General features: G+C 61.4%; 21 protein-coding genes and 1 pseudogene. 10 read left to right on the top strand and 12 right to left on the bottom strand.

The features are described from left to right. Nucleotides 1–7: 7 nt before the first annotated feature. Nucleotides 8–1561, top strand: a complete 1554-nt coding sequence (locus tag H621_RS0105805; RefSeq protein ID WP_028942461.1) for an APC family permease — start codon at nt 8–10, stop codon at nt 1559–1561. A 21-nt stretch (nt 1562–1582) separates the two neighbouring features. On the opposite strand, the gene gmk is transcribed toward H621_RS0105805, so the two are convergent. After that, nucleotides 1583–2203, bottom strand: coding sequence for a guanylate kinase (gene gmk, locus H621_RS0105800; RefSeq protein ID WP_028942460.1), 621 nt, complete (start codon nt 2201–2203; stop codon nt 1583–1585). 13 nt (nt 2204–2216) lie between these two features. Continuing rightward, the gene (locus tag H621_RS0105795) at nt 2217–3080 is read right to left on the bottom strand and encodes a YicC/YloC family endoribonuclease (RefSeq protein WP_028942459.1); all 864 of its coding nucleotides are present in this window, start codon (nt 3078–3080) and stop codon (nt 2217–2219) included. Nucleotides 3081–3322: 242 nt separating this feature from the next. On the opposite strand from H621_RS0105795, the gene rph reads away from it, so the two are divergent. Next, nucleotides 3323–4045, top strand: a complete 723-nt coding sequence (gene rph, locus H621_RS0105790; RefSeq protein ID WP_028942458.1) for a ribonuclease PH — start codon at nt 3323–3325, stop codon at nt 4043–4045. A gap of 24 nt (nt 4046–4069) precedes the next feature. Further along, nucleotides 4070–4438, top strand: a complete 369-nt coding sequence (locus H621_RS0105785; protein WP_028942457.1) for a DUF4870 domain-containing protein — start codon at nt 4070–4072, stop codon at nt 4436–4438. Between the two features lie 65 nt (nt 4439–4503). Here the strand turns inward: H621_RS0105785 and H621_RS0105780 are convergent, their stop codons facing one another. After that, nucleotides 4504–5283: an exodeoxyribonuclease III gene (locus H621_RS0105780; protein ID WP_028942456.1), complete on the bottom strand. Its 780-nt coding sequence runs from the start codon at nt 5281–5283 to the stop codon at nt 4504–4506. 80 nt (nt 5284–5363) lie between these two features. Between H621_RS0105780 and pyrE the strand changes: the two genes are divergently transcribed. Then, nucleotides 5364–6005, top strand: a complete 642-nt coding sequence (gene pyrE / locus H621_RS0105775) for an orotate phosphoribosyltransferase (RefSeq protein ID WP_028942455.1) — start codon at nt 5364–5366, stop codon at nt 6003–6005. A 74-nt stretch (nt 6006–6079) separates the two neighbouring features. On the opposite strand, the gene argB is transcribed toward pyrE, so the two are convergent. The 4 genes and pseudogenes from argB to coaBC form a co-directional block, all read right to left on the bottom strand. Further along, nucleotides 6080–6985: an acetylglutamate kinase gene (gene argB, locus H621_RS0105770; protein WP_028942454.1), complete on the bottom strand. Its 906-nt coding sequence runs from the start codon at nt 6983–6985 to the stop codon at nt 6080–6082. Nucleotides 6986–7014: 29 nt separating this feature from the next. Then, nucleotides 7015–8391 (bottom strand): annotated as a pseudogene (locus tag H621_RS0105765) (phosphomannomutase/phosphoglucomutase); the annotation flags it as partial. A 137-nt stretch (nt 8392–8528) separates the two neighbouring features. Next, entirely contained in the window at nt 8529–8984 is a 456-nt protein-coding gene (gene dut, locus H621_RS0105760; protein WP_028942452.1) for a dUTP diphosphatase, read from the bottom strand. A 6-nt stretch (nt 8985–8990) separates the two neighbouring features. Then, nucleotides 8991–10199, bottom strand: coding sequence for a bifunctional phosphopantothenoylcysteine decarboxylase/phosphopantothenate--cysteine ligase CoaBC (coaBC, locus tag H621_RS0105755; protein ID WP_028942451.1), 1209 nt, complete (start codon nt 10197–10199; stop codon nt 8991–8993). 134 nt (nt 10200–10333) lie between these two features. Here coaBC and radC point away from each other — a divergent pair, with 134 nt between their 5' ends. Then, nucleotides 10334–11020 (top strand): RadC family protein, encoded by a 687-nt coding sequence (radC, locus tag H621_RS0105750; RefSeq protein ID WP_028942450.1) that lies wholly within the window; start codon nt 10334–10336, stop codon nt 11018–11020. Here the strand turns inward: radC and H621_RS0105745 are convergent. Next, nucleotides 11004–12593: an ABC transporter substrate-binding protein gene (locus H621_RS0105745; protein ID WP_028942449.1), complete on the bottom strand. Its 1590-nt coding sequence runs from the start codon at nt 12591–12593 to the stop codon at nt 11004–11006. The two genes, radC and H621_RS0105745, sit on opposite strands and share 17 nt — an antisense overlap. A 363-nt stretch (nt 12594–12956) precedes the next feature. Here H621_RS0105745 and rpmB point away from each other — a divergent pair, with 363 nt between their 5' ends. Together rpmB and rpmG are read left to right on the top strand one after the other, a co-directional pair. Beyond that, nucleotides 12957–13193, top strand: a complete 237-nt coding sequence (gene rpmB / locus H621_RS0105740) for a 50S ribosomal protein L28 (protein WP_010225868.1) — start codon at nt 12957–12959, stop codon at nt 13191–13193. Between the two features lie 11 nt (nt 13194–13204). After that, the gene (rpmG, locus tag H621_RS0105735) at nt 13205–13360 is read left to right on the top strand and encodes a 50S ribosomal protein L33 (protein WP_010225867.1); all 156 of its coding nucleotides are present in this window, start codon (nt 13205–13207) and stop codon (nt 13358–13360) included. 122 nt (nt 13361–13482) lie between these two features. Here rpmG and H621_RS0105730 read toward each other — a convergent pair whose 3' ends face one another. Further along, nucleotides 13483–13842: a cupin domain-containing protein gene (locus H621_RS0105730; protein WP_028942448.1), complete on the bottom strand. Its 360-nt coding sequence runs from the start codon at nt 13840–13842 to the stop codon at nt 13483–13485. 197 nt (nt 13843–14039) lie between these two features. Between H621_RS0105730 and H621_RS0105725 the strand changes: the two genes are divergently transcribed. Both H621_RS0105725 and H621_RS0105720 read left to right on the top strand, forming a co-directional pair. Continuing rightward, entirely contained in the window at nt 14040–15533 is a 1494-nt protein-coding gene (locus tag H621_RS0105725; protein WP_028942447.1) for an aldehyde dehydrogenase, read from the top strand. A 94-nt stretch (nt 15534–15627) separates the two neighbouring features. Next, nucleotides 15628–16767, top strand: coding sequence for an MFS transporter (locus H621_RS0105720; protein ID WP_028942446.1), 1140 nt, complete (start codon nt 15628–15630; stop codon nt 16765–16767). Here the strand turns inward: H621_RS0105720 and H621_RS0105715 are convergent. Then, nucleotides 16764–18320, bottom strand: a complete 1557-nt coding sequence (locus H621_RS0105715) for a phospholipase D family protein (RefSeq protein WP_028942445.1) — start codon at nt 18318–18320, stop codon at nt 16764–16766. The genes H621_RS0105720 and H621_RS0105715 overlap by 4 nt on opposite strands. A gap of 59 nt (nt 18321–18379) precedes the next feature. After that, on the bottom strand, nt 18380–19810 hold the full coding sequence (locus H621_RS0105710; RefSeq protein WP_028942444.1) for an aminotransferase-like domain-containing protein: 1431 nt from the start codon (nt 19808–19810) through the stop codon (nt 18380–18382). A gap of 178 nt (nt 19811–19988) precedes the next feature. Between H621_RS0105710 and H621_RS0105705 the strand changes: the two genes are divergently transcribed. After that, complete coding sequence (locus H621_RS0105705) at nt 19989–20219, top strand: DUF1127 domain-containing protein (RefSeq protein ID WP_028942443.1); 231 nt, start codon at nt 19989–19991, stop codon at nt 20217–20219. Here H621_RS0105705 and H621_RS0105700 read toward each other — a convergent pair. Further along, nucleotides 20216–21520, bottom strand: coding sequence for an NAD(P)/FAD-dependent oxidoreductase (locus tag H621_RS0105700; RefSeq protein WP_028942442.1), 1305 nt, complete (start codon nt 21518–21520; stop codon nt 20216–20218). The genes H621_RS0105705 and H621_RS0105700 overlap by 4 nt on opposite strands. Nucleotides 21521–21550 lie beyond the last annotated feature (30 nt).

Below are 21550 nucleotides of genomic sequence, written 5' to 3'. Positions count from 1 at the left end.
ACTACTCATGAGCGAATTCGAAGCAGGCTTGTCCCCAGGTATGGGACAGGCTCGCACCCAGGCAAATACTGCAGCGAAAGCAACCAAGGGGCTGGCCAAGGGCCGGCTCGGGCTGCTGGCGAGCATTGTGCTTGGCATTTCCACCATTGCACCGGTGTACACCCTCACCGGCGCGCTCGGACCAACCGTGCGCGAGGTCGGTGCCCATCTGCCGGCAGTGTTCATCGTTGGCTTCCTGCCCATGCTGCTGGTGGCCCTGGGTTACCGCGAGCTGAACTCGGCGGAGCCTGACAGCGGTACGTCCTTTACCTGGTCGGCCCGGGCATTTGGCCCGATGATCGGCTGGATTGGTGGCTGGGGGCTGGTAACGGCAACCACGATCGTCTTGTCCAACCTCGCCGGCGTGGCGGTGGACTTCTTTTACCTCTTTCTCGGGCAAATCACCGGCAGCCACGAGGTGGCTGCGCTAAGCGACAACTTGCTGATCAACGTGGTCACCTGTTGCGTGTTCATCGCTATGGCGGTGTGGATCTGCTGCCGCGGGATTGCCACCACCATGACCGTGCAGTACGGCCTGGTGGCATTGCAGCTGGTGGTGCTGGTGGGCTTTGCCATGGCCGCGTTCGGGGGCTCTTCTGTCGATACGCCGCCACTGGAGTTTGACCTGGACTGGTTCAACCCCTTTGGTGTCGAGTCGTTCTCGGCATTCACCGCAGGCCTGTCGCTGTCAATCTTCATCTTCTGGGGCTGGGATGTCTGCCTGAGTATCAGTGAAGAGTCGGTGGGCAGCGGTGATACGCCTGGCCGAGCAGCGACCCTGACGGTACTGCTGATTCTGGGCCTGTACCTGGTCACAGCGATTGCCACCCTGCAGTTTGCCGGTATCGGCGATATCGGCCTGGGCCTGAACAATCCACGTATCCAGGAAAACGTCTTCGCTCACCTGGCAGGTCCAGTCATGGGGCCACTGGCGATCCTGATGTCCATCGCCGTACTGGCCAGTACCGCCGCCTCGCTGCAGTCGACCTTCGTTTCGCCGGCGCGCACCTTGCTGGCCATGGGGTACTACGGCGCGGTGCCGGAGCGTTTCGCCAGCGTCTGCCCACGCTCGAAAACCCCCCGTTATGCCACCATCTGTGCTGGTGTGGCGGCGGCGGTGTTCTACGTCACCATGCGTACCTTGAGTGAGAACGTGCTGGCAGACACCATCACCGCCCTGGGCATGATGATCTGCTTCTACTACTCGCTGACGGCCTATGCGTGCGTCTGGTACTTCCGTCACAGCCTGTTCGACAGCGTGCGTCACTTCCTGATGCGCGGCCTGTGCCCACTGCTGGGTGGCGGCATTCTCTCGGTGATTTTCCTGCAGACGGCATACGACAGCGCTTCGCCTTCGTTTGGCAGCGGTTCGCATGTCGGGGGCTTGGGCCTGGTGTTCGTGATCGCAGTGATCATCACACTGCTGGGGCTGGGGCTGATGTTGTTGTCACGCCTGCGGGCGCCGGCGTTCTTCCTGGGCATGACCCTGCACCGTCACGCCACGGTCTCCAGCCGCCGCTAAGCGGCTGGAGTTGCCAGTTGCTCAGGCAAGCAATTGCTTGAGCAAATGGCCATGACGCTGCTGCTGGTTCGCCTGCAGCAAGCGGTTGGCGCGGAATACCGCCTTGAGGTCTTCCAGCGCAGTGGCGAAGTCGTCGTTGATGATGACGAAGTCATACTCGTCGTAATGGCTCATCTCGCTCACAGCTTCACGCATCCGGCCTTCGATGATCTCGTCGCTGTCCTGGCCACGGTTGGTCAGGCGCTGGCGCAGGGCTTCCTGGGTTGGCGGCAGGATGAAGATCGAGCGTGCCTCGGGCATCAGCTTGCGCACCTGCTGGGCACCTTGCCAGTCGATCTCCAGGATCAGGTCATGGCCCTGGTCGAGGGTGTACTGCAGCGCGCTGCGCGAGGTGCCGTAGTAATTGCCGAACACCTCGGCCTGCTCAAGAAAATCACCCTGCTCGGTCATGCGGGCGAACTCGGCGTGATCGACGAAGTGGTAGTTCACCCCGTGCTCTTCTCCCGGTCGCATGGCGCGGGTGGTGTGCGAGACCGAGACGCGGATGGTCGGCTGGGCGTCGATCAGGGCTTTGACCAGGCTGGTCTTGCCGGCACCGGAGGGAGCCGAAACGATATAAAGGGTGCCGCTGCTGTGATTCATGGTGGGGGTGGCCTTACTCAATGTTCTGTACTTGTTCACGCATCTGCTCGATCAGTACCTTGAGGTTGACCGCGGACTGGGTGCTGCGTGGGTCGAAGGCTTTGGAGCCCAGGGTATTGGCTTCGCGGTTGAGCTCCTGCATCAGGAAATCCAGGCGGCGACCGGCGGCGCCACCGGATTTGAGCACCCGGCGAACTTCGGTGATGTGGGTGCTCAGACGGTCGAGCTCTTCGGCGACGTCACTCTTCTGCGCCAGCAGGACCATTTCCTGTTCCAGGCGCTGCGGGTCGAGTTCGGCCTGCATGTCGGCGAAGCGATCGAGGACTTTCTGACGCTGGGTGGCCAGCATCTGCGGCACCAGGGCGCGCAGGGTGGTGACTTCGCTGGCCATGCTGTCCAGGCGCTCATTGATCAGGCGGGCCAGTTCGCTGCCTTCGCGGCCCCGACCGTTCTTGAGCTCCTTGAGCGCCTCTTCGAACAAGGCGATAGCCTCATTGTTGAGGGTTTGAGGGTCGCTGGCATCTGCCACCAGCACACCAGGCCAGGCCAGCACTTCCAGCGGATTCAACGGTGCCGGCTGCTGGATCAGGCTGGCAACGGTCTCGGCGGCCGCAACCAATTGGGCCGCGCGCTCGCGGTCTACCTGCAGCGGCTTGCCAATGCTCTCTTCATTGAAGCGCAAGGTGCATTCGACCTTGCCGCGCGACAGGCCTTGGCGCAAGGCTTCACGCACTGCACCTTCGAGGTCGCGCAGGGCCTCTGGCAGGCGCAGGTGGGGTTCCAGGTAGCGATGGTTGACCGAGCGCAATTCCCAGATCAGGGTGCCCTGGCTACCGGCGCGCTCGACACGAGCAAAAGCGGTCATGCTGTGCACCATGGGAAGTACCTCGCAAAAGATGGGTCAAGGGAAGCCAACCGGCTGCAAAGGCGCAGGATTGTAGCGCAGTGCGGCGCCAGCTCCCAATCCACTGATGTTACAAACAGTCTGGCAGCGTCCGCAAAAAACCGGACCAACGCCGCTGGGCCGTCTGTTTCGGGGGTTGCGACAATAGGCGTGTCCACGAAGGCCGGCGCACTCTATAATGCTGGGCAGATTCAAACCCAGTACAGGTATCCCAAATGAAACGTCCAAGTGGTCGCGCTGCCGATCAGCTCCGCTCGATCCGCATCACCCGCAACTACACCAAACACGCCGAGGGATCAGTACTGGTCGAGTTCGGTGACACCAAAGTCGTATGCACAGTCAGCGTCGAAAACGGCGTGCCGCGATTCCTCAAGGGCCAGGGCCAAGGCTGGTTGACCGCCGAGTACGGCATGCTGCCGCGCTCCACCGGCGAGCGTAACCAGCGCGAAGCCGCCCGTGGCAAGCAGGGTGGTCGCACCCTCGAGATCCAGCGCCTGATCGGCCGCTCGCTGCGCGCCGCGCTGGACATGAGCAAGTTGGGCGACATCACCCTGTACGTCGACTGCGACGTGATCCAGGCTGACGGCGGCACCCGCACCGCTTCGATCACTGGCGCCATGGTTGCCCTGGTTGATGCGCTGCGTGTGGTCAAAAAACGTGGTGGTCTCAAGGGCGGCGACCCGCTCAAGCACATGATCGCCGCAGTTTCGGTGGGCATGTACCAGGGCGAGGCGGTGCTCGACCTGGACTACCTTGAAGACTCCGCTGCCGAGACCGACCTGAACGTGGTCATGACCAGCCAGGGAGGTTTCATCGAAGTCCAGGGTACCGCTGAAGGTGCACCGTTCCAGCCAGAAGAGCTCAACGCCATGCTGGCGCTGGCTCAAAAAGGCATGGTCGACCTGTTCGAACTGCAGAAAGCCTCGCTGGCCGACTGATTTCGCCAACGCAAGGAGCAGAGCATGAGCGAGCAACCGCTGCAGTTGCCCACCCCCAATGCCGAGATCAGGCAGTGGGCAATGTTCTGCCACCTTGCCGCGCTGCTGGGCCTGATCGTTCCGTTCGGCAATTTGCTCGGGCCGCTGGTGATGTGGATCTGGAAGAAAGACCTGGATCCGTTCATTGATGCCCAGGGCAAGGAAGCGCTGAATTTCCAGCTCACGGTATTCCTGGCATCGATCATCTGCTTTGCGCTGATGTTCGTGCTGGTGGGTATCGTGCTGTTTGGCATGTTGATGGTCGCCGTGCTGGTCCTGACCATCATTGCCGGGGTCAAGGCCAATGATGGCCAGCCCTATCGCTATCCGCTGACCTGGCGACCGATCAAATAATGATCTGATAAAAGCAGCAGCCACAAAAAAGCCGACGCAATGTCGGCTTTTTTGTGGCTGAGCGATCAGATCGTCAGCGTCCAGTCGTAGTCCACGATCAGTGGCGCGTGCTGGGAGAAGCGTGGCTGACGCGGCAGGCGAGCGCTTCGTACAAAGCGACGCAGGCCTGGGGTCAGGAGCTGGTAGTCAAAGCGCCAGCCCAGGTTCAGCATTTCAGCCTGCTCGTTGTCTGGCCACCAGCTGTACTGGTCGCCTTCACGGCTGACTTCGCGCAAGGCGTCGACATAACCCATGTCACCGACAACGGTGTCCATCCAGGCGCGCTCCGGCGCCAGGAAACCTGGTGACTGCTGGCCGTCACGCCAGTTCTTGACGTCGAGCTTCTGTTGCGCCACATACAACGAGCCGCAATAGATGTACTCACGACGTTTGCGTCGCTGTTTGTCCAGGTACTTGGCGAAGTCGTCCATCAACTTGAATTTCTGGTTCAAGTCTTCGTCGCCGTTCATTCCAGAAGGCAGCAGCAGCGTTGCGATGCTTACCTTGTCGAAATCGGCCTGCAGGTAACGTCCGTAGCGATCGGCTGTCTCGAAGCCCAGGCCGCTGATGACTGCCTTGGGCTGCAACCGCGAATAAAGTGCCACGCCGCCTTGGGCGGGAACTTCTGCATCGCAGGCATAAAGGAAGTAGCCATCGAGCTGGAAAGCTGGGTCGTCGAGTTCAAAGGCCGAGGCGCGGGTATCCTGAAGGCAGATGACGTCAGCATTCTGGGCTTGCAGCCAGCTGAGCAAACCACGCTCGACTGCAGCCTGAATGCCATTAACGTTCACACTGATGATCCGCATAAATGGCCCCAAAAATCTCGTGCGTGTATGATACCCGAGCTGTACTCAATTAGCTAAATCCGTGGTATCCGGGACTCTTCATGCAGCCGTATCAGCGCGACTTCATTCGTTTTGCCATCGACCGCGGGGTTCTGCGCTTCGGTGAATTCACCCTCAAGTCGGGCCGCACCAGCCCGTATTTCTTCAATGCCGGCCTGTTCAACAGCGGCTCTGCCCTGGCTCAGCTCGGACGTTTCTATGCGGCGGCAATCGTCGACAGCAAGATTCCGTTCGACGTGCTGTTCGGCCCCGCCTACAAGGGTATTCCCCTGGCGGCAGCCACTGCAGTGGCCCTGGCCGAGCACCACAACCTCGACCTGCCATGGTGTTTCAACCGCAAGGAAGCCAAGGCACACGGCGAAGGAGGCAGCCTGGTCGGTGCGCCGCTGACAGGCGACGTGCTGATCATCGACGACGTGATCACTGCCGGCACTGCAATCCGTGAGGTCATGCAGATCATCCAGGGCCAACAGGCCAAGGCTGCAGGCGTTCTGATCGCCTTGAACCGCCAGGAGCGGGGCAACGGCGAGCTGTCGGCTATCCAGGAAGTGGAGCGCGACTTCGGCATTCCGGTGGTCAGCATCGTTTCACTGACCCAGGTGCTGCAGTTCCTTGCGGACGATCCGGCACTCAAGCAGCATCTGCCGGCCGTCGAGGCCTATCGGGCCCAGTACGGGATCTGAGGTACATAAAAAAGGCGACCATCAGGTCGCCTTTTTTATGTCTTGATCGCGGGGCAAGCCCGCTCCTACAGGCCTCAGCGTGGCTTGTCGTTGGTGATCAGAGTGCCCACGCCACTGTCGGTAAAGATCTCCAGCAGCACTGCATTGGGCACGCGACCATCAATGATGTGCGAGCTGTTCACGCCGCCTTGCACCGCTTCCAGGGCGCAGCGGATCTTCGGTAGCATGCCGCCGTAGATAGTGCCGTCAGCGATCAGCTCGTTGACCTGCTCGGTGGTCAGGCCAGTGAGCACAGTGCCTTGCTTGTCCATCAGGCCGGCGATGTTGGTCAGCAGCATCAGCTTTTCAGCTTTCAGTGCTTCGGCGACCTTGCCGGCGACCAGGTCGGCGTTGATGTTGTACGACTCGCCGTTGGCGCCTACGCCGATCGGTGCGATCACGGGAATGAAATCACCTTTGACCAGCATATTCAGCAGATCGGTGTTAACCCCGACCACTTCGCCGACATGACCGATGTCGATGATTTCCGGGGTGGTCATCTCTGGCGTCTGGCGGGTAACGGTGAGCTTTTTCGCACGAATCAGCTCGGCATCTTTACCGGTCAGGCCGATGGCGCTGCCGCCATGACGGTTGATCAGGTTGACGATGTCCTTGTTCACCTGGCCGCCCAGGACCATTTCCACCACGTCCATGGTCTGCGCATCGGTAACGCGCATGCCATCGATAAAGTGGCTCTCGATTGACAGGCGCTTGAGCAGATCACCGATCTGCGGGCCGCCGCCGTGTACAACCACGGGGTTGATACCCACGGCCTTCATCAGTACCACATCGCGAGCAAAACCGGTTTTGAGCTCTTCGCTCTCCATCGCGTTGCCGCCGTATTTGATCACCAGGGTTTTACCGACAAAGCGGCGAATGTAAGGCAGCGCTTCGGACAAAACCTTGGCGACATGGGTGGCGGCATCGCGATCGAGGGTCATGCAGGGCTCCAATTGGAACAAATGGTCGGTCAGAACGTTGGTTGCAGGTCAGCGGCTACGCGCTTGAGCTGTGCGCGGAATACCTCTTTGATTCGCTGCAGCTCGGCGTCATTGTCGGCCTCGAAGCGCAGTACCAGCACTGGTGTGGTGTTGGAAGCGCGTACCAGGCCCCAGCCGTTGGGGTAGTCGACCCGCACACCGTCAATGGTGGTCAGGTTGGCGTCATCGCCCCAATCGGCCTCGCGTTGCAGTGCATCAATGATGCTGAATTTACCCTCGTCGGTCACATCAATGTTGATTTCCGGCGTGGAAATATCGTTCGGGAATGCAGCGAACAGCTGTTCGGCGTCGGTGTTGGCCTTGCTGAGGATCTCCAGCAGGCGCGCGGCACTGTAGATGCCGTCATCAAAACCATACCAGCGCTCTTTGATGAAGATGTGGCCGCTCATTTCGCCGGCCAGCAAGGCACCGGTCTGCTTCATCTTCTTCTTGATCAACGAATGACCGGTTTTCCACATCAGCGCACGGCCACCGAATTGCTCGATCAGCGGCGTCAGGCGACGGGTGCATTTGACGTCGAAGATGATTTCGGCGCCCGGGTTGCGCTCAAGCACATCCTGGGCAAAGAGCATCAGCAGGCGATCCGGGTAGACGATGTTGCCAGTGTTGGTCACAACACCAACGCGGTCGCCGTCGCCATCGAAGGCCAGGCCCAGGTCAGCACCGGTTTGCTTGACCTTGGCGATCAGGTCCACCAGGTTCTCTGGCTTGCCCGGATCGGGGTGATGATTCGGGAAGTTGCCGTCGACTTCGCAGAACAGCGGGATCATTTCGCAGCCCAGGGCTTCGATCAGTTGCGGCGCAATCACGCCGGCAGCGCCGTTGCCGCAGTCGACGACCACCTTGAGTTTCTTAGCCAGCTTGATGTCAGCGGTGATCTGCTGGAAGTAGCGTTCGAGGATCTCGACTTTTTCCACGCGGCCGTCGCCACGGCTCAGGTCGTTGGTTTTCAGGCGAGTCAGCAGGGCCTGGATCTGCTCGTTGGCCAGGGTGTCGCCAGCGATGACGATCTTGAAGCCATTGTAGTTCGGCGGGTTGTGGCTGCCGGTGAGCATGACCCCGGACTTGCCGGCCAGCACGTTGGCGGCGTAGTACAGGGCAGGGGTCGGCACCAGGCCGACGTCGCTGACCAGGCAGCCGGCTTCGACCAGGCCTTTGATCAGTTGCTCGACCAGCATCGGGCCGGACAGGCGACCGTCACGGCCGACAGAAATGTTGGGTTCGCCCTGGGCGAGGGTCTGTGCGCCGATGGCGCGGCCGATCCAGTAGGCGGTTTCGGCGGTCAGGGTGTCACCGACTACGCCCCGAATGTCGTAGGCGCGGAAGATGCTTTCTGGAAGTGCTGGTACCAGGTGTGCCATGTCGTTCATCTCTGGGGAAGCTCCAATATCGAGGGCGTGCAGGGCAGGCTCAAACTGAACGCTTTGACGACGTTTTCGCCAGAGAGTTCGCCGTCCTTGGCGCGAGGTAATGAGTCGAGGGATCAGTGGCTGCCGGAATGGCCGAAGCCACCAGCGCCACGCTGGCTTTCGTCGAAGGCTTCGACAATGTCGAAATGAGCCTGTACGACGGGCACCAACACCAGTTGTGCGATGCGCTCGCCGATGGCAATGGTGAAAGGGGTCTGGCCACGGTTCCAGCACGACACCATCAGTTCACCCTGGTAGTCGGAGTCGATCAGGCCTATCAGGTTGCCCAGCACGATGCCATGTTTGTGGCCCAGGCCTGAGCGCGGCAGGATCATGGCGGCAAGGCCTGGATCACCGATGTAGATCGACAGGCCGGTAGGGATCAGTAGGGTCTGGCCTGGCTCGAGGAGGGTGTCTTCCTTGAGCATGGCGCGCAGGTCGAGGCCGGCCGAACCGGGTGTAGCGTACTGTGGCAGCGGGAATTCGTTGCCGATGCGTGGGTCGAGAATCTTGGCTTGTAGAGCGTGCATGCAGAATTAAACCTGGTTGAGACGTTCGGCGATGAAAGCAACCAGCTGGCGGGCGATCTTGCCCTTGCTGGTTTGTGCAAAGAGTGTTTCGTGGAGCTGGCGATCGATCACGCTGCAGGCGTTTTCCTCGCTGTTGAAGCCGATGCTGGGGTTGGCCACATCGTTGGCGACAATCAGGTCGAGGTTTTTGTCCTTGAGCTTGCGCGCTGCGTAATCGAGTAGGTGTTCGGTCTCGGCGGCAAAGCCGACGCTGAACGGTCGATCGGGACGGGTGGCAATGGTGGCGAGAATGTCCGGGTTACGGACCATCTGCAGCAGCAGGCCGTCACCTGTCGTAGGGTCTTTCTTGAGTTTTTGCGGCGCGACCACTTCAGGGCGGTAGTCTGCGACCGCGGCTGAGGCGATGAAAATATCGCAGGGCATGGCCGCTTCACAGGCGGCCAGCATGTCGCGAGCACTGACAACGTCGATGCGCGACGCCCGGTCGGGTGTTGGCAAGTGAACCGGGCCGCTGATCAATGTCACCTTGGCGCCCGCCTCGACGGCGGCTTCGGCCAGGGCGAAGCCCATTTTCCCGGAGCTATGGTTGGTGATGTAGCGCACCGGGTCGATGTTTTCCTGGGTCGGGCCAGCGGTGATCACAATGTGTTTGCCGGTCAGCGACTGGCGCTGGAAGCTTTCCGCCGCGCACCAGGCCAGGTCGTTGGCCTCGAGCATGCGGCCCAGGCCGACATCGCCACAGGCCTGGCTACCGGAGGCCGGGCCAAAGACCTTGATATTGCGACTTTGCAGCAGATCGAGATTGGCCTGGGTGGCCGGGTCGCGCCACATGGCCTGGTTCATGGCCGGGGCGACAGCCACGGTGGCGTCGGTGGCCAGTACCAGGGTGGTCAGCAGGTCGTCGGCCACGCCCTGGGCCAGGCGGGCCAGCAGGTCTGCAGTGGCCGGGGCGATCAGCACCAGGTCAGCCCACTTGGCCAGTTCGATATGGCCCATCGCCGCTTCGGCAGCAGGGTCCAATAGATCCATGTGCACCGGGTGGCCGGACAGTGCCTGCAGGGTCAGCGGCGTGATGAACTCAGCGCCGCCGCGGGTCATGACGACACGCACCTGCGCGCCGTGTTCCAGGAGTCGGCGAACCAGTTCGGCACTCTTGTAGGCGGCGATGCCGCCGCCGACGCCGAGAACGATGCGCTTACGATACAGCCGCTGCATAGGCTTGCCTTTTGCTCAGTGATTGCACGCGGCGACGACGCCTCCCCAGGCCGAATCGTCGCGGAAAAAAGAGGGGCTAATGTAGCACAGGGCTGTAACACAGGAGCAGTAACCGATAGACAGGGAGGTGAGGCATGAGTATCAGGGACTGGCCTGCGGCGGAGAGACCGCGGGAGAAATTGCTGGAACAAGGCGCGTTAAGCCTTTCGGATGCCGAGCTGCTGGCGATATTCCTGCGCACCGGCGCCAGGGGCTATAGCGCGGTCGATCTGGCCCGTCATCTGCTCAGGCAATTCGGTGGCCTGCGTGAGTTGCTCGAAGCCGATGACGTCCGCTTCAACAAGGAGTTTGGCCTGGGCCCTGCCAAGTTCGCGCAATTGCAGGCGGTGATGGAAATGTCCCGGCGCCACCTGGCCGATCAACTGCGGCGTGGTTCTGCACTGGAAAGCCCCACGGCGGTAAAGGACTACTTCAAAGCCCAGTTGCGCCATGAGCCACACGAAGTATTTGCCTGCCTGTTTCTCGACACCAAGCACCGTTTGCTGGGGTTCGAAGCACTGTTTCGAGGCTCTATCGACAGTGCCAGCGTTTATCCCCGGCAAGTGGTCAAGCGTGCCCTGGCGCACAATTCTGCGGCAGTGATTCTCTGCCATAACCATCCGTCGGGCGTATCGGAGCCGAGCCAGGCCGATGTGAACCTCACGCTACGCCTCAAGGAGGCACTGGCATTGATCGAGGTACGGCTGCTCGACCATTTCATCGTTGGCGACAGTGAGCCGCTATCAATGGTCGAGCAGGGGTGGTTCAGCGCGTCGTACTGACCTTGGCAAAGTCCTGGCGGCCAAATGGGCTGACCCGATAACCCTCCACGCCCTGGCGCATCAGTGCCGCAGCCGTCGGATGCGCCAGCGGCAACCACAGTGCCTGTTGCTGGATCAGTGCCTGGGCTTGCTGGTACAGGCGGCTGCGCACGCTTTGGTCGGTAGTGGTCTTGCCGGCACTGATCAGCTGGTCCAGGCGCGGGTCGCAATAGCGGGCGAAGTTGGTCCCTGACTTGACCGCGGCGCACGCGAACTGCGGGCTGAGGAAGTTATCCGGGTCGCCATTGTCGCCCGCCCAGCCCATGAAGAGCAGGTCATGCTCGCCTGCCTTGGCCCGGCGAATCAGCTCACCCCATTCAATGACACGAATTTCGGCCTTGATACTAATTTTGGCCAGGTCCGCCTGCAGCAATTGCGCGCCCAGGCTCGGGTTGGGGTTGAGCAGGCTGCCTTGCGGGCGGGTCCAGATGGTGGTGCTGAAGCCGTCCTTCAAACCAGCCTTTTCCAGCAGGGCACGGGCTTTGTCGAGGTTGGTGGGGTAGCCGGGCAGGTCCTTGGCATAGCTCCAGGTATTGGGCGGGTAGGGGCCATTGGCAGCAACGGCGGTGTCTTCAAAAACGGCCTTGAGGTAGCTGGCCTTGTCGAAAGCCAGGTTGATGGCTTGCCTGACCTCAACTTTGTCCAGTGGCGCATGCTGACTGTTGATGGCCAGGAACGCGGTCATGAAGGCTTCGGTCTTTTCGACCTTCAAGGCCGCATCATCTTTGGCCGCGGCAATGTCCAGCGGCTTGGGTGACAAGGCGATCTGGCACTCGTTGCGCTTGAGCTTCTGCAGGCGCACGTTGGCATCCGGAGTGATGGCATAGATCAGCGGGTCGACCGCCGGCTTGCCGTCAAAGTAATCCGGGTTGGCCCGGTAGCGAATCACCGCATCCTTCTGGAAGCGGTTGAACACGAATGGACCGGTGCCGATCGGTTGGCTATTGAGTTTTTCCGGGGTGCCGGCCTTGAGCAACTGGTCCGCATATTCGGCCGAGTAGATCGAAGCGAAACCCATGCTCAGGGTCGGCAGGAAGGTCGCGTCGGCATGATTGAGGGTAAAACGCACCGTCAGCGGCTCTGGTGCCTCGATGTGTTTGATCAGCTCCGGCAACTGCAGTGACTGGGCATGGGGATAGCCACTCTGGGCGATCTTGTGCCAGGAGTGGGCCGGGTAAATCATGCGTTGGAAGCTGAACAGCACGTCGTCGGCGTTCAGGCTGCGGCCTGGCTTGAAGTAACCAGTGCTGTGAAACTTGACCTCCGGGCGCAACTTGAATTCGTAGACCAGGCCGTCTGGCGAAACTGTCCAGCGCTCGGCCAGGCTGGGTACGACCTTGCCCTGGACGGCATCGAATTCGACCAGGCGGTTCATCAAGACATCAGCCGAGGCGTTGGTGGTAGTCAGTGAATTGTACTGAACCACATCAAAGCCTTCAGGACTGGCCTCGGTGCACACACTCAGCGCAGCCGCCTGGGCGAAAGCCGGGCCGAGCAGGGTGGCGAACAACAGGGGTAGAGCGGCAGCGCGCATGGGGGATTCCTTGGCTGATCGTTGGCCCATCTGCCAGTGCAGTCTGGAAACGTCCTACCCTAGTGCGCTGGCTCACAAATGACCATATCCTTTTTTGCCATTCGTGCGACGAGTGGTCGACACCTTGCCGGGCCAGTCGTTATGCTGCTCCCGCGTCTCCATCATCAAGTCAAAGCACATCTTCTGTTGTTGTGCTTTGGTCTTTCTGGTATAAAGCAGCGCTCTTTTCTAGGGGCTCGGCTTGTCGCATCTGCTGATTGAGTCGATAAGACCCTGAAGAAACACGGCGCCTGGCGCCAAAGACTGAGAGATTAAGCGGCCAACCCATGCCGGGTTGGGCATGTGGTTTTAGAGGGCTGAGGCATGTCGAGAGTCTGTCAAGTTACCGGTAAGGGTCCGGTAACCGGGAATAACATTTCCCACGCAAACAACAAAACCCGTCGTCGTTTCCTGCCGAACCTGCAGCATCATCGCTTCTGGGTCGAGTCCGAGAAGCGTTTCGTGCGTCTGCGCGTATCTGCCAAAGGCATGCGCATCATCGACAAGCGCGGCATTGATGCCGTTCTGGTCGACATTCGCCGTAACGGCGCCAAGGTCTAAGGGAGAGAATCATGCGTGAATTGATCCGTCTGGTGTCGACCGCTAATACCGGCCACTTCTACACCACCGACAAGAACAAGCGCACCACTCCGGACAAAATCGAAATCAAAAAATTCGATCCGGTTGTTCGCAAGCACGTGATCTACAAGGAAGCCAAGATCAAGTAATTGATCCGGCTGACGAAAAAAGGGCCCGTATCTCTGGATACGGGCCCTTTTTTTTGGCACCTCGGTAGGCGCGGGCTTCTCTCGTGAAACAATCTATCGTGGGGCAAGCCCGCTCCTGCTCATTATTTCTGTTCGAACATCACATAGATCTTGCGGCACGGCTCCAGCACTTCCCAGGTGCCTGTGAAGCCCGCCGGAATCACGAACCGATCGCCGGCACGCAAGGTCTTCGCCCCACCATTTTCATCGCGCAGCACCGAAACGCCCTGCACGATCTCGCAGTATTCGTGTTCGGTGTAATTGACGGTCCACTGGCCAATCTCGCCTTCCCAAACCCCCGCCGCAAACTGACCGCATGGGCTGGAATAGTGGTTGTAGACGGCCTGCTCAGGGTCGCCCTTGAGCACTTTTTCAGCGGCTGGACGATAGCGCTCGGCCTCGGTGAGGACCTGAGCGAAGTCGATGATCTGGTCAATGCGCATGGCTAGCTCTCTTGTTTGTTTAATAAAATGAACATCAGTAGGTGTTTTGGCTGATTATGTCAAATATATTGATAATTGGGTCGCCAGTGGTTTAGGGTGGCAGGTGCCTGTGCGCGTAGCTCGCCCAGCCAGAATTTTTGACAGTGCCCTGATCCCTCGTGCGGCACTGCACCTTAATACAAGAGGAGGAGTTTCGTATGACCACCCTGACTCGTGCGGATTGGGAACAGCGTGCCCAGCAACTGAAGATCGAGGGCCGTGCCTTCATCAACGGTGAATATACCGCCGCCGTTTCCGGCGCGACCTTCGAATGCCTCAGCCCGGTCGATGGCCGCCTGCTGGCACAGGTTGCCAGCTGTGACGACGCCGACGCCCAGCGTGCCGTCGAAAACGCCCGCGCTACCTTCGCCTCTGGTGTCTGGTCGCGCCTGGCCCCGGCCAAGCGCAAGGCCACCATGATCCGCTTTGCCGCCCTGCTCAACGCAAACGTCGAGGAGCTGGCACTGCTGGAAACCCTGGACATGGGCAAGCCGATCAATGACTCGCTGAACATCGACGTTCCGGGTGCGGCACAGGCGCTGAGCTGGAACGGCGAAGCCATCGACAAGATCTACGACGAAGTCGCGGCCACCCCGCACGATCAACTCGGTCTGGTTACCCGTGAGCCGGTGGGCGTGGTTGCCGCTATCGTGCCGTGGAACTTCCCGCTGCTGATGGCGTGCTGGAAACTTGGCCCGGCCCTGGCCACCGGTAACTCGGTGGTGCTAAAGCCTTCGGAAAAGTCGCCGCTGACGGCCATCCGTATTGCCCAGTTGGCTATCGAAGCCGGTATCCCGGCAGGCGTGCTCAACGTGCTGCCAGGCTACGGCCACACCGTCGGCAAGGCCCTGGCCCTGCATATGGATGTGGACACCCTGGTATTCACCGGTTCCACCAAGATCGCCAAGCAGTTGATGATCTACGCCGGTGAGTCGAACATGAAGCGCGTCTGGCTGGAAGCCGGCGGCAAGAGCCCGAACATCGTCTTCGCCGACGCACCGGACCTGAATGCTGCTGCTGAAGCTGCCGCCAGTGCCATTGCCTTCAACCAGGGCGAAGTGTGCACCGCCGGTTCGCGCCTGCTGGTGGAGCGTTCGATCAAGGACAAGTTCCTGCCCCTGGTACTCGAAGCCCTCAAGGCCTGGAAACCTGGCAACCCGCTGGACCCGGCAACCACCGTGGGGGCGCTGGTCGATACCCAGCAGATGAACACCGTGCTGTCGTACATCGATGCGGGTCATAGTGACGGCGCCAAGCTGCTGGTGGGTGGCAAGCGTATTCTCGAAGAGACTGGCGGTACCTACGTCGAGCCGACCATCTTCGACGGCGTGACCAACGCCATGAAGATTGCCCAGGAAGAAATCTTCGGCCCGGTACTGTCGGTGATTACCTTCGACACCGTCGAAGAAGCGATCAATATCGCCAACGACACCCCGTACGGCCTGGCCGCCGGTGTGTGGACGGCCGATATCTCCAAGGCTCACCTGACCGCCAAGGCCCTGCGTGCTGGTAGCGTCTGGGTCAACCAGTACGACGGCGGCGACATGACCGCACCGTTCGGTGGCTTCAAGCAGTCGGGCAACGGCCGTGACAAGTCGCTGCACGCGCTGGACAAGTACACCGAGCTGAAGGCGACCTGGATCAAGCTGTAACCACAGCCGTTCGATCCCGTACACAGCCGGACCTTGCTCGATGCAGGTCCGGCTGTGTTGTTTCTGCTCTATCACCACAGCCTGGGAGGCTGCAATGCGTTGGGGTACTTATTTCGCCGTGCTCTCGGCGGTGCTCAGTGTCGGCCTTGCACTGGGAGTCAGCATGCCGCTGGTGTCCCTGCGCCTGGAGGGCTGGGGTTATGGCAGCTTTGCCATTGGTGTGATGGCGGCGATGCCGGCTATCGGAGTGCTGGTCGGCGCCAAAGTATCCAGCCGTCTTGCTGCCCGGTTCGGTACGCCCGGGCTGATGCGCCTGTGCTTGTGGGCCGGGGCATTGTCGATCGGTTTGCTGGCACTGTTGCCCAGTTACCCGATATGGCTGGTACTGCGCCTGCTGATCGGCGTGATCCTGACGATTGTTTTCATTCTGGGCGAAAGTTGGATCAACCAGTTGGTGGTCGAGCAATGGCGCGGCCGGCTGGTGGCGCTGTACGGCAGCACCTATGCCTTGAGCCAGTTGGCCGGCCCGCTGCTGCTTGGGGTGGTGGGGTCGGAGGATGACCTCGGTTTCTGGGTGGGAGCTGGTCTGTTACTGGTGGCACCACTGGTGCTGCTGGGGCGCAGTGGGGCGCCGGTTTCGGAGTCCTGCAGTGTCACCTTCAACGACCTGATCGGCTTTTGCCGGCGCTTGCCGGTGATTGCCTGGGCCATTGCCCTGTTTGCCGCGTTCGAGGCGATGATCCTGACCCTGCTGCCGGTCTATTGCCTGCAACAAGGCTTCAGCACCGAACTGGCCTTGTTCATGGTCAGCACGGTGGTGGTGGGCGACGCGCTGCTGCAACTGCCCATCGGCGCCTTGGCCGATCGTATGTCGCGGCGCACCCTGTTCAGCGGCTGCGCGCTGACCCTGCTGCTCTCGAGCCTGGCCATTCCGCTGTTCATGCAGACCTGGATGATCTGGCCGCTATGGGTCTTGTTCGGCGCCAGTGCTGGCGGCCTGTTCACCTTGTCGCTGGTGCTGATCGGCGAGCGCTACCGCGACGATGCGCTGGTGCGCGCCAACGCCCATGTGGCGCAATTGTGGGGGATTGGTTGCCTGATAGGGCCGCTGGCGGCGGGGGCGGGCAGTCAGTGGGTCAGTGGGCATGCCTTGCCGTTGCTGATGGCGGCTGGCGCTGCCGGCCTGGTGCTGCTGGCGCGACGACCGAATGCCTTCGAACCGGCGTCGGCCTAGAGCATTCGTTCCAGGCCCACGGCCTTGCTGACCCAGGCGTTGAAGCGTCGCCACAGCCCGCCGGGCTCGGTGGTGAGTGTATGCAGGTGGTGGTTGTCTTCAGTGACCCAGACAATCTTGTCGTTCACCAGTTGCGGTTGGTAGCTCAACGCCGGGGACATACCCTGGACCGCGAGCTCGCGGGCGTACTCGGCCAGTTCCTGGCTGTCGACCAGAATGCCTACTTCGGTGTTCCACAGCACTGAGCGCGGGTCAAAGTTGAACGAGCCGATGAAGGTCTTGCGCCGGTCGAAGATGATTGCCTTGCTGTGCAAGCTGGAGTCGGAGCTGCCATACAGCCGCAATCCCCGATTGGCGCTGGGGTCGCCGGGCTGGCGGCGCAGTTCATACAGATGTACGCCATGCTCCAGCAATGCCCGGCGGTAGGGGGCATAGCCGCCATGAACCGCCGGTACGTCAGTGGCTTCCAGGGAGTTGGTCAGTAACTTGACCGACACGCCGGCATCGGCGCGGCTGGTGAGGTACAGCAGGCCGGGCTCGCCGGGGACGAAGTAGGCCGAGATCATGATCAGTTCGTGCTGCACGCCGTTCATCTCCGGGGCCAACTGCTGCGTCATCAGCAGCTGCGGGTCGGGTTCGTCGCTGGCCAGTACCTTGCTCGGTGCGTCCCAGAGCGCCTGGTTGTGAGCCCAGATCAACTCGTTGCGCCACACGTCCAGGCGCGGTTGAGTCTGGTAGGCCATCAAGCGGTCGTACAGGGGCTTGCGCTTGATCCTGGCGTCGGCGAGGTAGGCCTCCAGGCGCTGGCGGCTGGCCCGCAGGTCGCTGGCGTCGGGCTGGGTCAGGAGAAAGTCGCCGATTGGCTTGCTCAATGCGCTGTTCCAGTACTGGTCAAAGCTGTGCCCCAGCTGCTCGGCCACCGGGCCGACGCCGAGCAGGTCGATGTCGGTGAAGTTCAGGTTGGGTTCGGCATCGAAGTACTCATCGCCCAGGTTGCGCCCGCCGACAATCGCCATGCTGTTGTCCACCAGCCACAGTTTGTTGTGCATGCGCCGGTGCTGCAGATTGAGATTGAACAAGCGGCCCACGGCCCGGGTCGGGCCAGTGCTGCGCCCAAGGCGCAAGGGATTGAATACGCGGATGTGGATGTTGGGGTGGGCGGCGAGGGTGGCCATCTGAACATCGAGGCCATCGCTGGTGGTGTCGTCAAGCAGGATGCGCACGCGCACGCCACGGTCGGCGGCCAGTAGCAGTTCATGTACCAGCGCGCGGGTGCTCAGGCCGTCATGGACGATGTAGTACTGCAGGTCGATGCTCGATTGGGCGTTGCGGATGAGCTCGGCGCGGGCACGAAAAGCCTCGTTGCTGTTGGGTAGCAGGCGAAAGCCGGAACGCCCCTCATAGGCTGAAGCCTGGCGCTGCACCGAGCGACCGAAGGCCGAGTCGCCAGCGGGCAGCGCCTGCGTCACTTCGTGCGGCTGACTGACCGTGGCGCAACCACCCAGGCCGAGCATCAGCGACAGCATCACGGGTAGCGCACGCGGGTTTCTCAAGGCGATGAGTCCTTAACGACGAAGGCTTATGGGGTTGGACCGCGAGCGGCGGCGGAAAGTTACCCGCCGCTGTCGTCTTCAGCCAGTAGACGAATGGCGGTCTCGCCAACCTTGCGTACGGCTGCTTCGATCTCCTGGGTCGGGCGTGCGGCGAAGTTCATCCTCAGGCAGTTGCGGTACTTGCCCGAGGCGGAAAAAATACTGCCTACGGCGATCTGTACACCTTGCCCGAGCAGCGCCCGGTTCAGGCGCAGCGTGTCGAAGCTTTCCGGCAACTCCACCCACAGCATGAAACCACCTTGCGGACGGCTGGCACGGGTGCCGGGCGGAAAGTAGCGGGTAACCCAGTCGCTCATCTGATCGCGGCCGCGTTGATACTGGCTGCGCATGCGCCGCAGGTGCGGTTGGTAGTGGCCCCCTTCGATGAAGTCGGCAATCGCCAGCTGCGGTTGCGTGGCCGTGCAGCCGGTGCTGATGTACTTCATGTGCAGCACCCGCTCAAGGTAGCGTCCCGGGGCGACCCAGCCGATGCGCAGGCCAGGTGCCAGGGTCTTGGAGAACGAGCTGCACAACAGTACACGGCCGTCTTCGTCGAACGACTTGATGGTGCGCGGGCGAGGGTAGGTATAGGCCAGGTCGCCATACACATCATCTTCCAGGATCGCCACATCGAAGCGCTGGGCCAGGGTCAGCAAGGCCTTCTTGCGAGCCTCGGGCATGATGTAGCCCATCGGGTTGTTGCAACTGGGGGTGATCTGGATGAGCTTGATCGGCCATTGCTCCAAGGCCAGCTCCAGGGCTTCGAGGCTGATGCCGGTGATCGGGTCGGTGGGAATCTCCAGGGCCTTCATGCCCAGGCCCTTGAGGGTCTGCATGGCGCCGTGAAAGCTGGGGGAGTCCACCGCGACGATGTCGCCAGGCTGGCACACCGCACGGATGCTGGCCGACAGGGCTTCGTGGCAACCGGTGGTCACCACCAGGTCCTCAGGGCTGACGGTACACCCGGAGTCGAGCATCAGCCGGGCGATCTGCTCGCGCAGCGCCTGGGTGCCGGTGATCGTGTCGTAGTACAGCCCGGGCATGTCCTGGCGCCGGCTGAGCTGGGCCAGGCTGCGTAGCAAGGGCTTGAGCGTCGGGCTGTCGATATCCGGCATGCCGCGTCCCAGTTGCACGACGTCCTTGTTCGGCACGCTGCGGACCAGTTCGATGACCTGCTCCCACTGGGAGATTTCCACCGGGCGCTGTGCCGGGCGACTGACATCGGGCAGGGCCGGCAGGCTGCGGTCAGTGGGCACGAAATAGCCGGATTTCGGTCGTGGTGCGGCCAGGCCGTTGTCTTCCAGCAGGCGATAGGCTTGTTGCACCGTACTCAGGCTGACCCCGTGCTCCACGCTCAGGGCGCGTACCGAGGGCAGGCGGTCGCCGGGGCGGTACAAGCCTTGTTCGATGCGGGTGCTGAGCAGCTCGGCAAGATTGATGTAGAGGGTCATTGCATACTCCCGCGCCACGTTTCGACTGGTGACCGATACAGTTGCTGAAAAAATACAGCATTCAGTAGGAAATTTGCCAATTCTGTATGGAAATAATAGCGCTGTATTGAATCTGTAATGCTTTCGTCCATGCGCGCATGCTTTTCCTGCGGTTATCCCACCCCGGAGGAATCAAGCAATGAGCGGTATGAGCGATGTGCGCCTGAGTTTGCACGCCGAAGAACTGGGTCAGGAACAGTCGGTGCAGTTGGTGAATGCGCCGGCCGGGCTCGGACGTTGGGGGTTGATGGCGCACCGTTGGAACAGCCGCCGTGCGCTGCTGCAACTGACGCCCGAGCAGTTGCGTGATATCGGGCTGAGTGCGACGCAGGCCCGCGCAGAAGGGCTGAAGCCCTTCTGGCGGGGCTAGACCAGCTCTTTGAGGCGGTGCCAGAGCATGCCCAGGGCCAGCAGCGGCGAGCGCAGGTGCTTGCCGCCTGGAAACGTGATGTGTGGTACCTGGGCGAACAGATCGAAGCGTCCGCTTTGCTGGCCGCTGATGGCCTCGCCGAGCAGTTTGCCGGCCAGGTGAGTCGCGTTGAGCCCATGGCCGGAATAGGCCTGGGCGAAATACACATTCGGCTGGTCGGGCAGGCGGCCAATCTGCGGCAGGCGATTGGCACCGATACCGATCATGCCGCCCCACTGGTAGTCGATGCGTACATCGGCCAGTTGCGGGAACACCTTGAGCATTTTCGGGCGCATGTAGGCGGCAATGTCTTGCGGGTCGCGGCCGGAGTAATGGCAGGCGCCGCCGAACAGCAGGCGCCGGTCAGCCGACAGGCGGTAATAGTCCAGGGCCACTCGCTGGTCGCACACGGCCATGTTCTGCGGCAACAGTGTCCGTGCCTTGGCGTCGCTCAGTGGCTCGGTGGCGATGATATAGCTGCCCGCCGGCAGCACCTTGCCGCCGAGTGTGGGGTTCAGGTCATTGAGGTAGGCATTGCAGCCCAGCACCAGGGTATTGGCGCGTACTGAGCCGCTGGCGGTGTGTACGCGCACCTGCGGGCCGTAGTCGATGCGCGTCACCGCCGATTGCTCGAACAACGTGACGCCCAGCTGGCTGGCGACGGCCGCTTCACCCAGGGCCAGGTTCAGTGGATGCAGGTGGCCAGAGCCCATGTCGATCAGGCCGCCCACATACTGGTCGGAGCCGACTACCGTGTGCATCTGCTCAGGCTGAACCAGGCGCAGCTCATGGCGATAGCCCAGGCTGCGCAGTTCCTCGGCATCCTCGGCGAAGCCTTCCAGGTCGCGTGGCTTGTTGGCCAGGTCGCAGTAGCCCCAGGTCAGGTCGCAGGCAATGTTGTGGCGCTCGATGCGCTCGCGAACGATGTCCACGGCTTCCAGCCCCATCAACTTGAGTTGACGAACGCCCTCGTTCCCCAGGATCGAGGCGAACTGATCCAGGCCATGGCCAACACCACGAATCAGCTGGCCGCCATTGCGTCCGCTGGCGCCCCAACCCATCTTGCGCGCTTCCAGAACGATCACGCTCAGGCCGCGTTCAGCCAGTTCGATGGCCGTGTTCAACCCGGAAAAGCCACCGCCCACCACGCAGACATCGCAAGTCAACTCGCCCTGCAACGGCGGATATTCCGGCTGCGGCAGGCTGCTGGCTGCATAGTACGAAGCGGTGTGGGAAGTGGGCTGTTGAACAGGGGCGCTCATGCATGAGTCCTGATTGATATGTTTAGAAAA

Origin of the sequence: Pseudomonas vranovensis DSM 16006, assembly GCF_000425805.1 — a bacterium.
GTDB lineage: Bacteria > Pseudomonadota > Gammaproteobacteria > Pseudomonadales > Pseudomonadaceae > Aquipseudomonas > Aquipseudomonas vranovensis.
The sequence above is the reverse complement of the archived record's forward strand: the minus strand, read 5'-3'. Positions and strand labels throughout refer to the sequence as shown.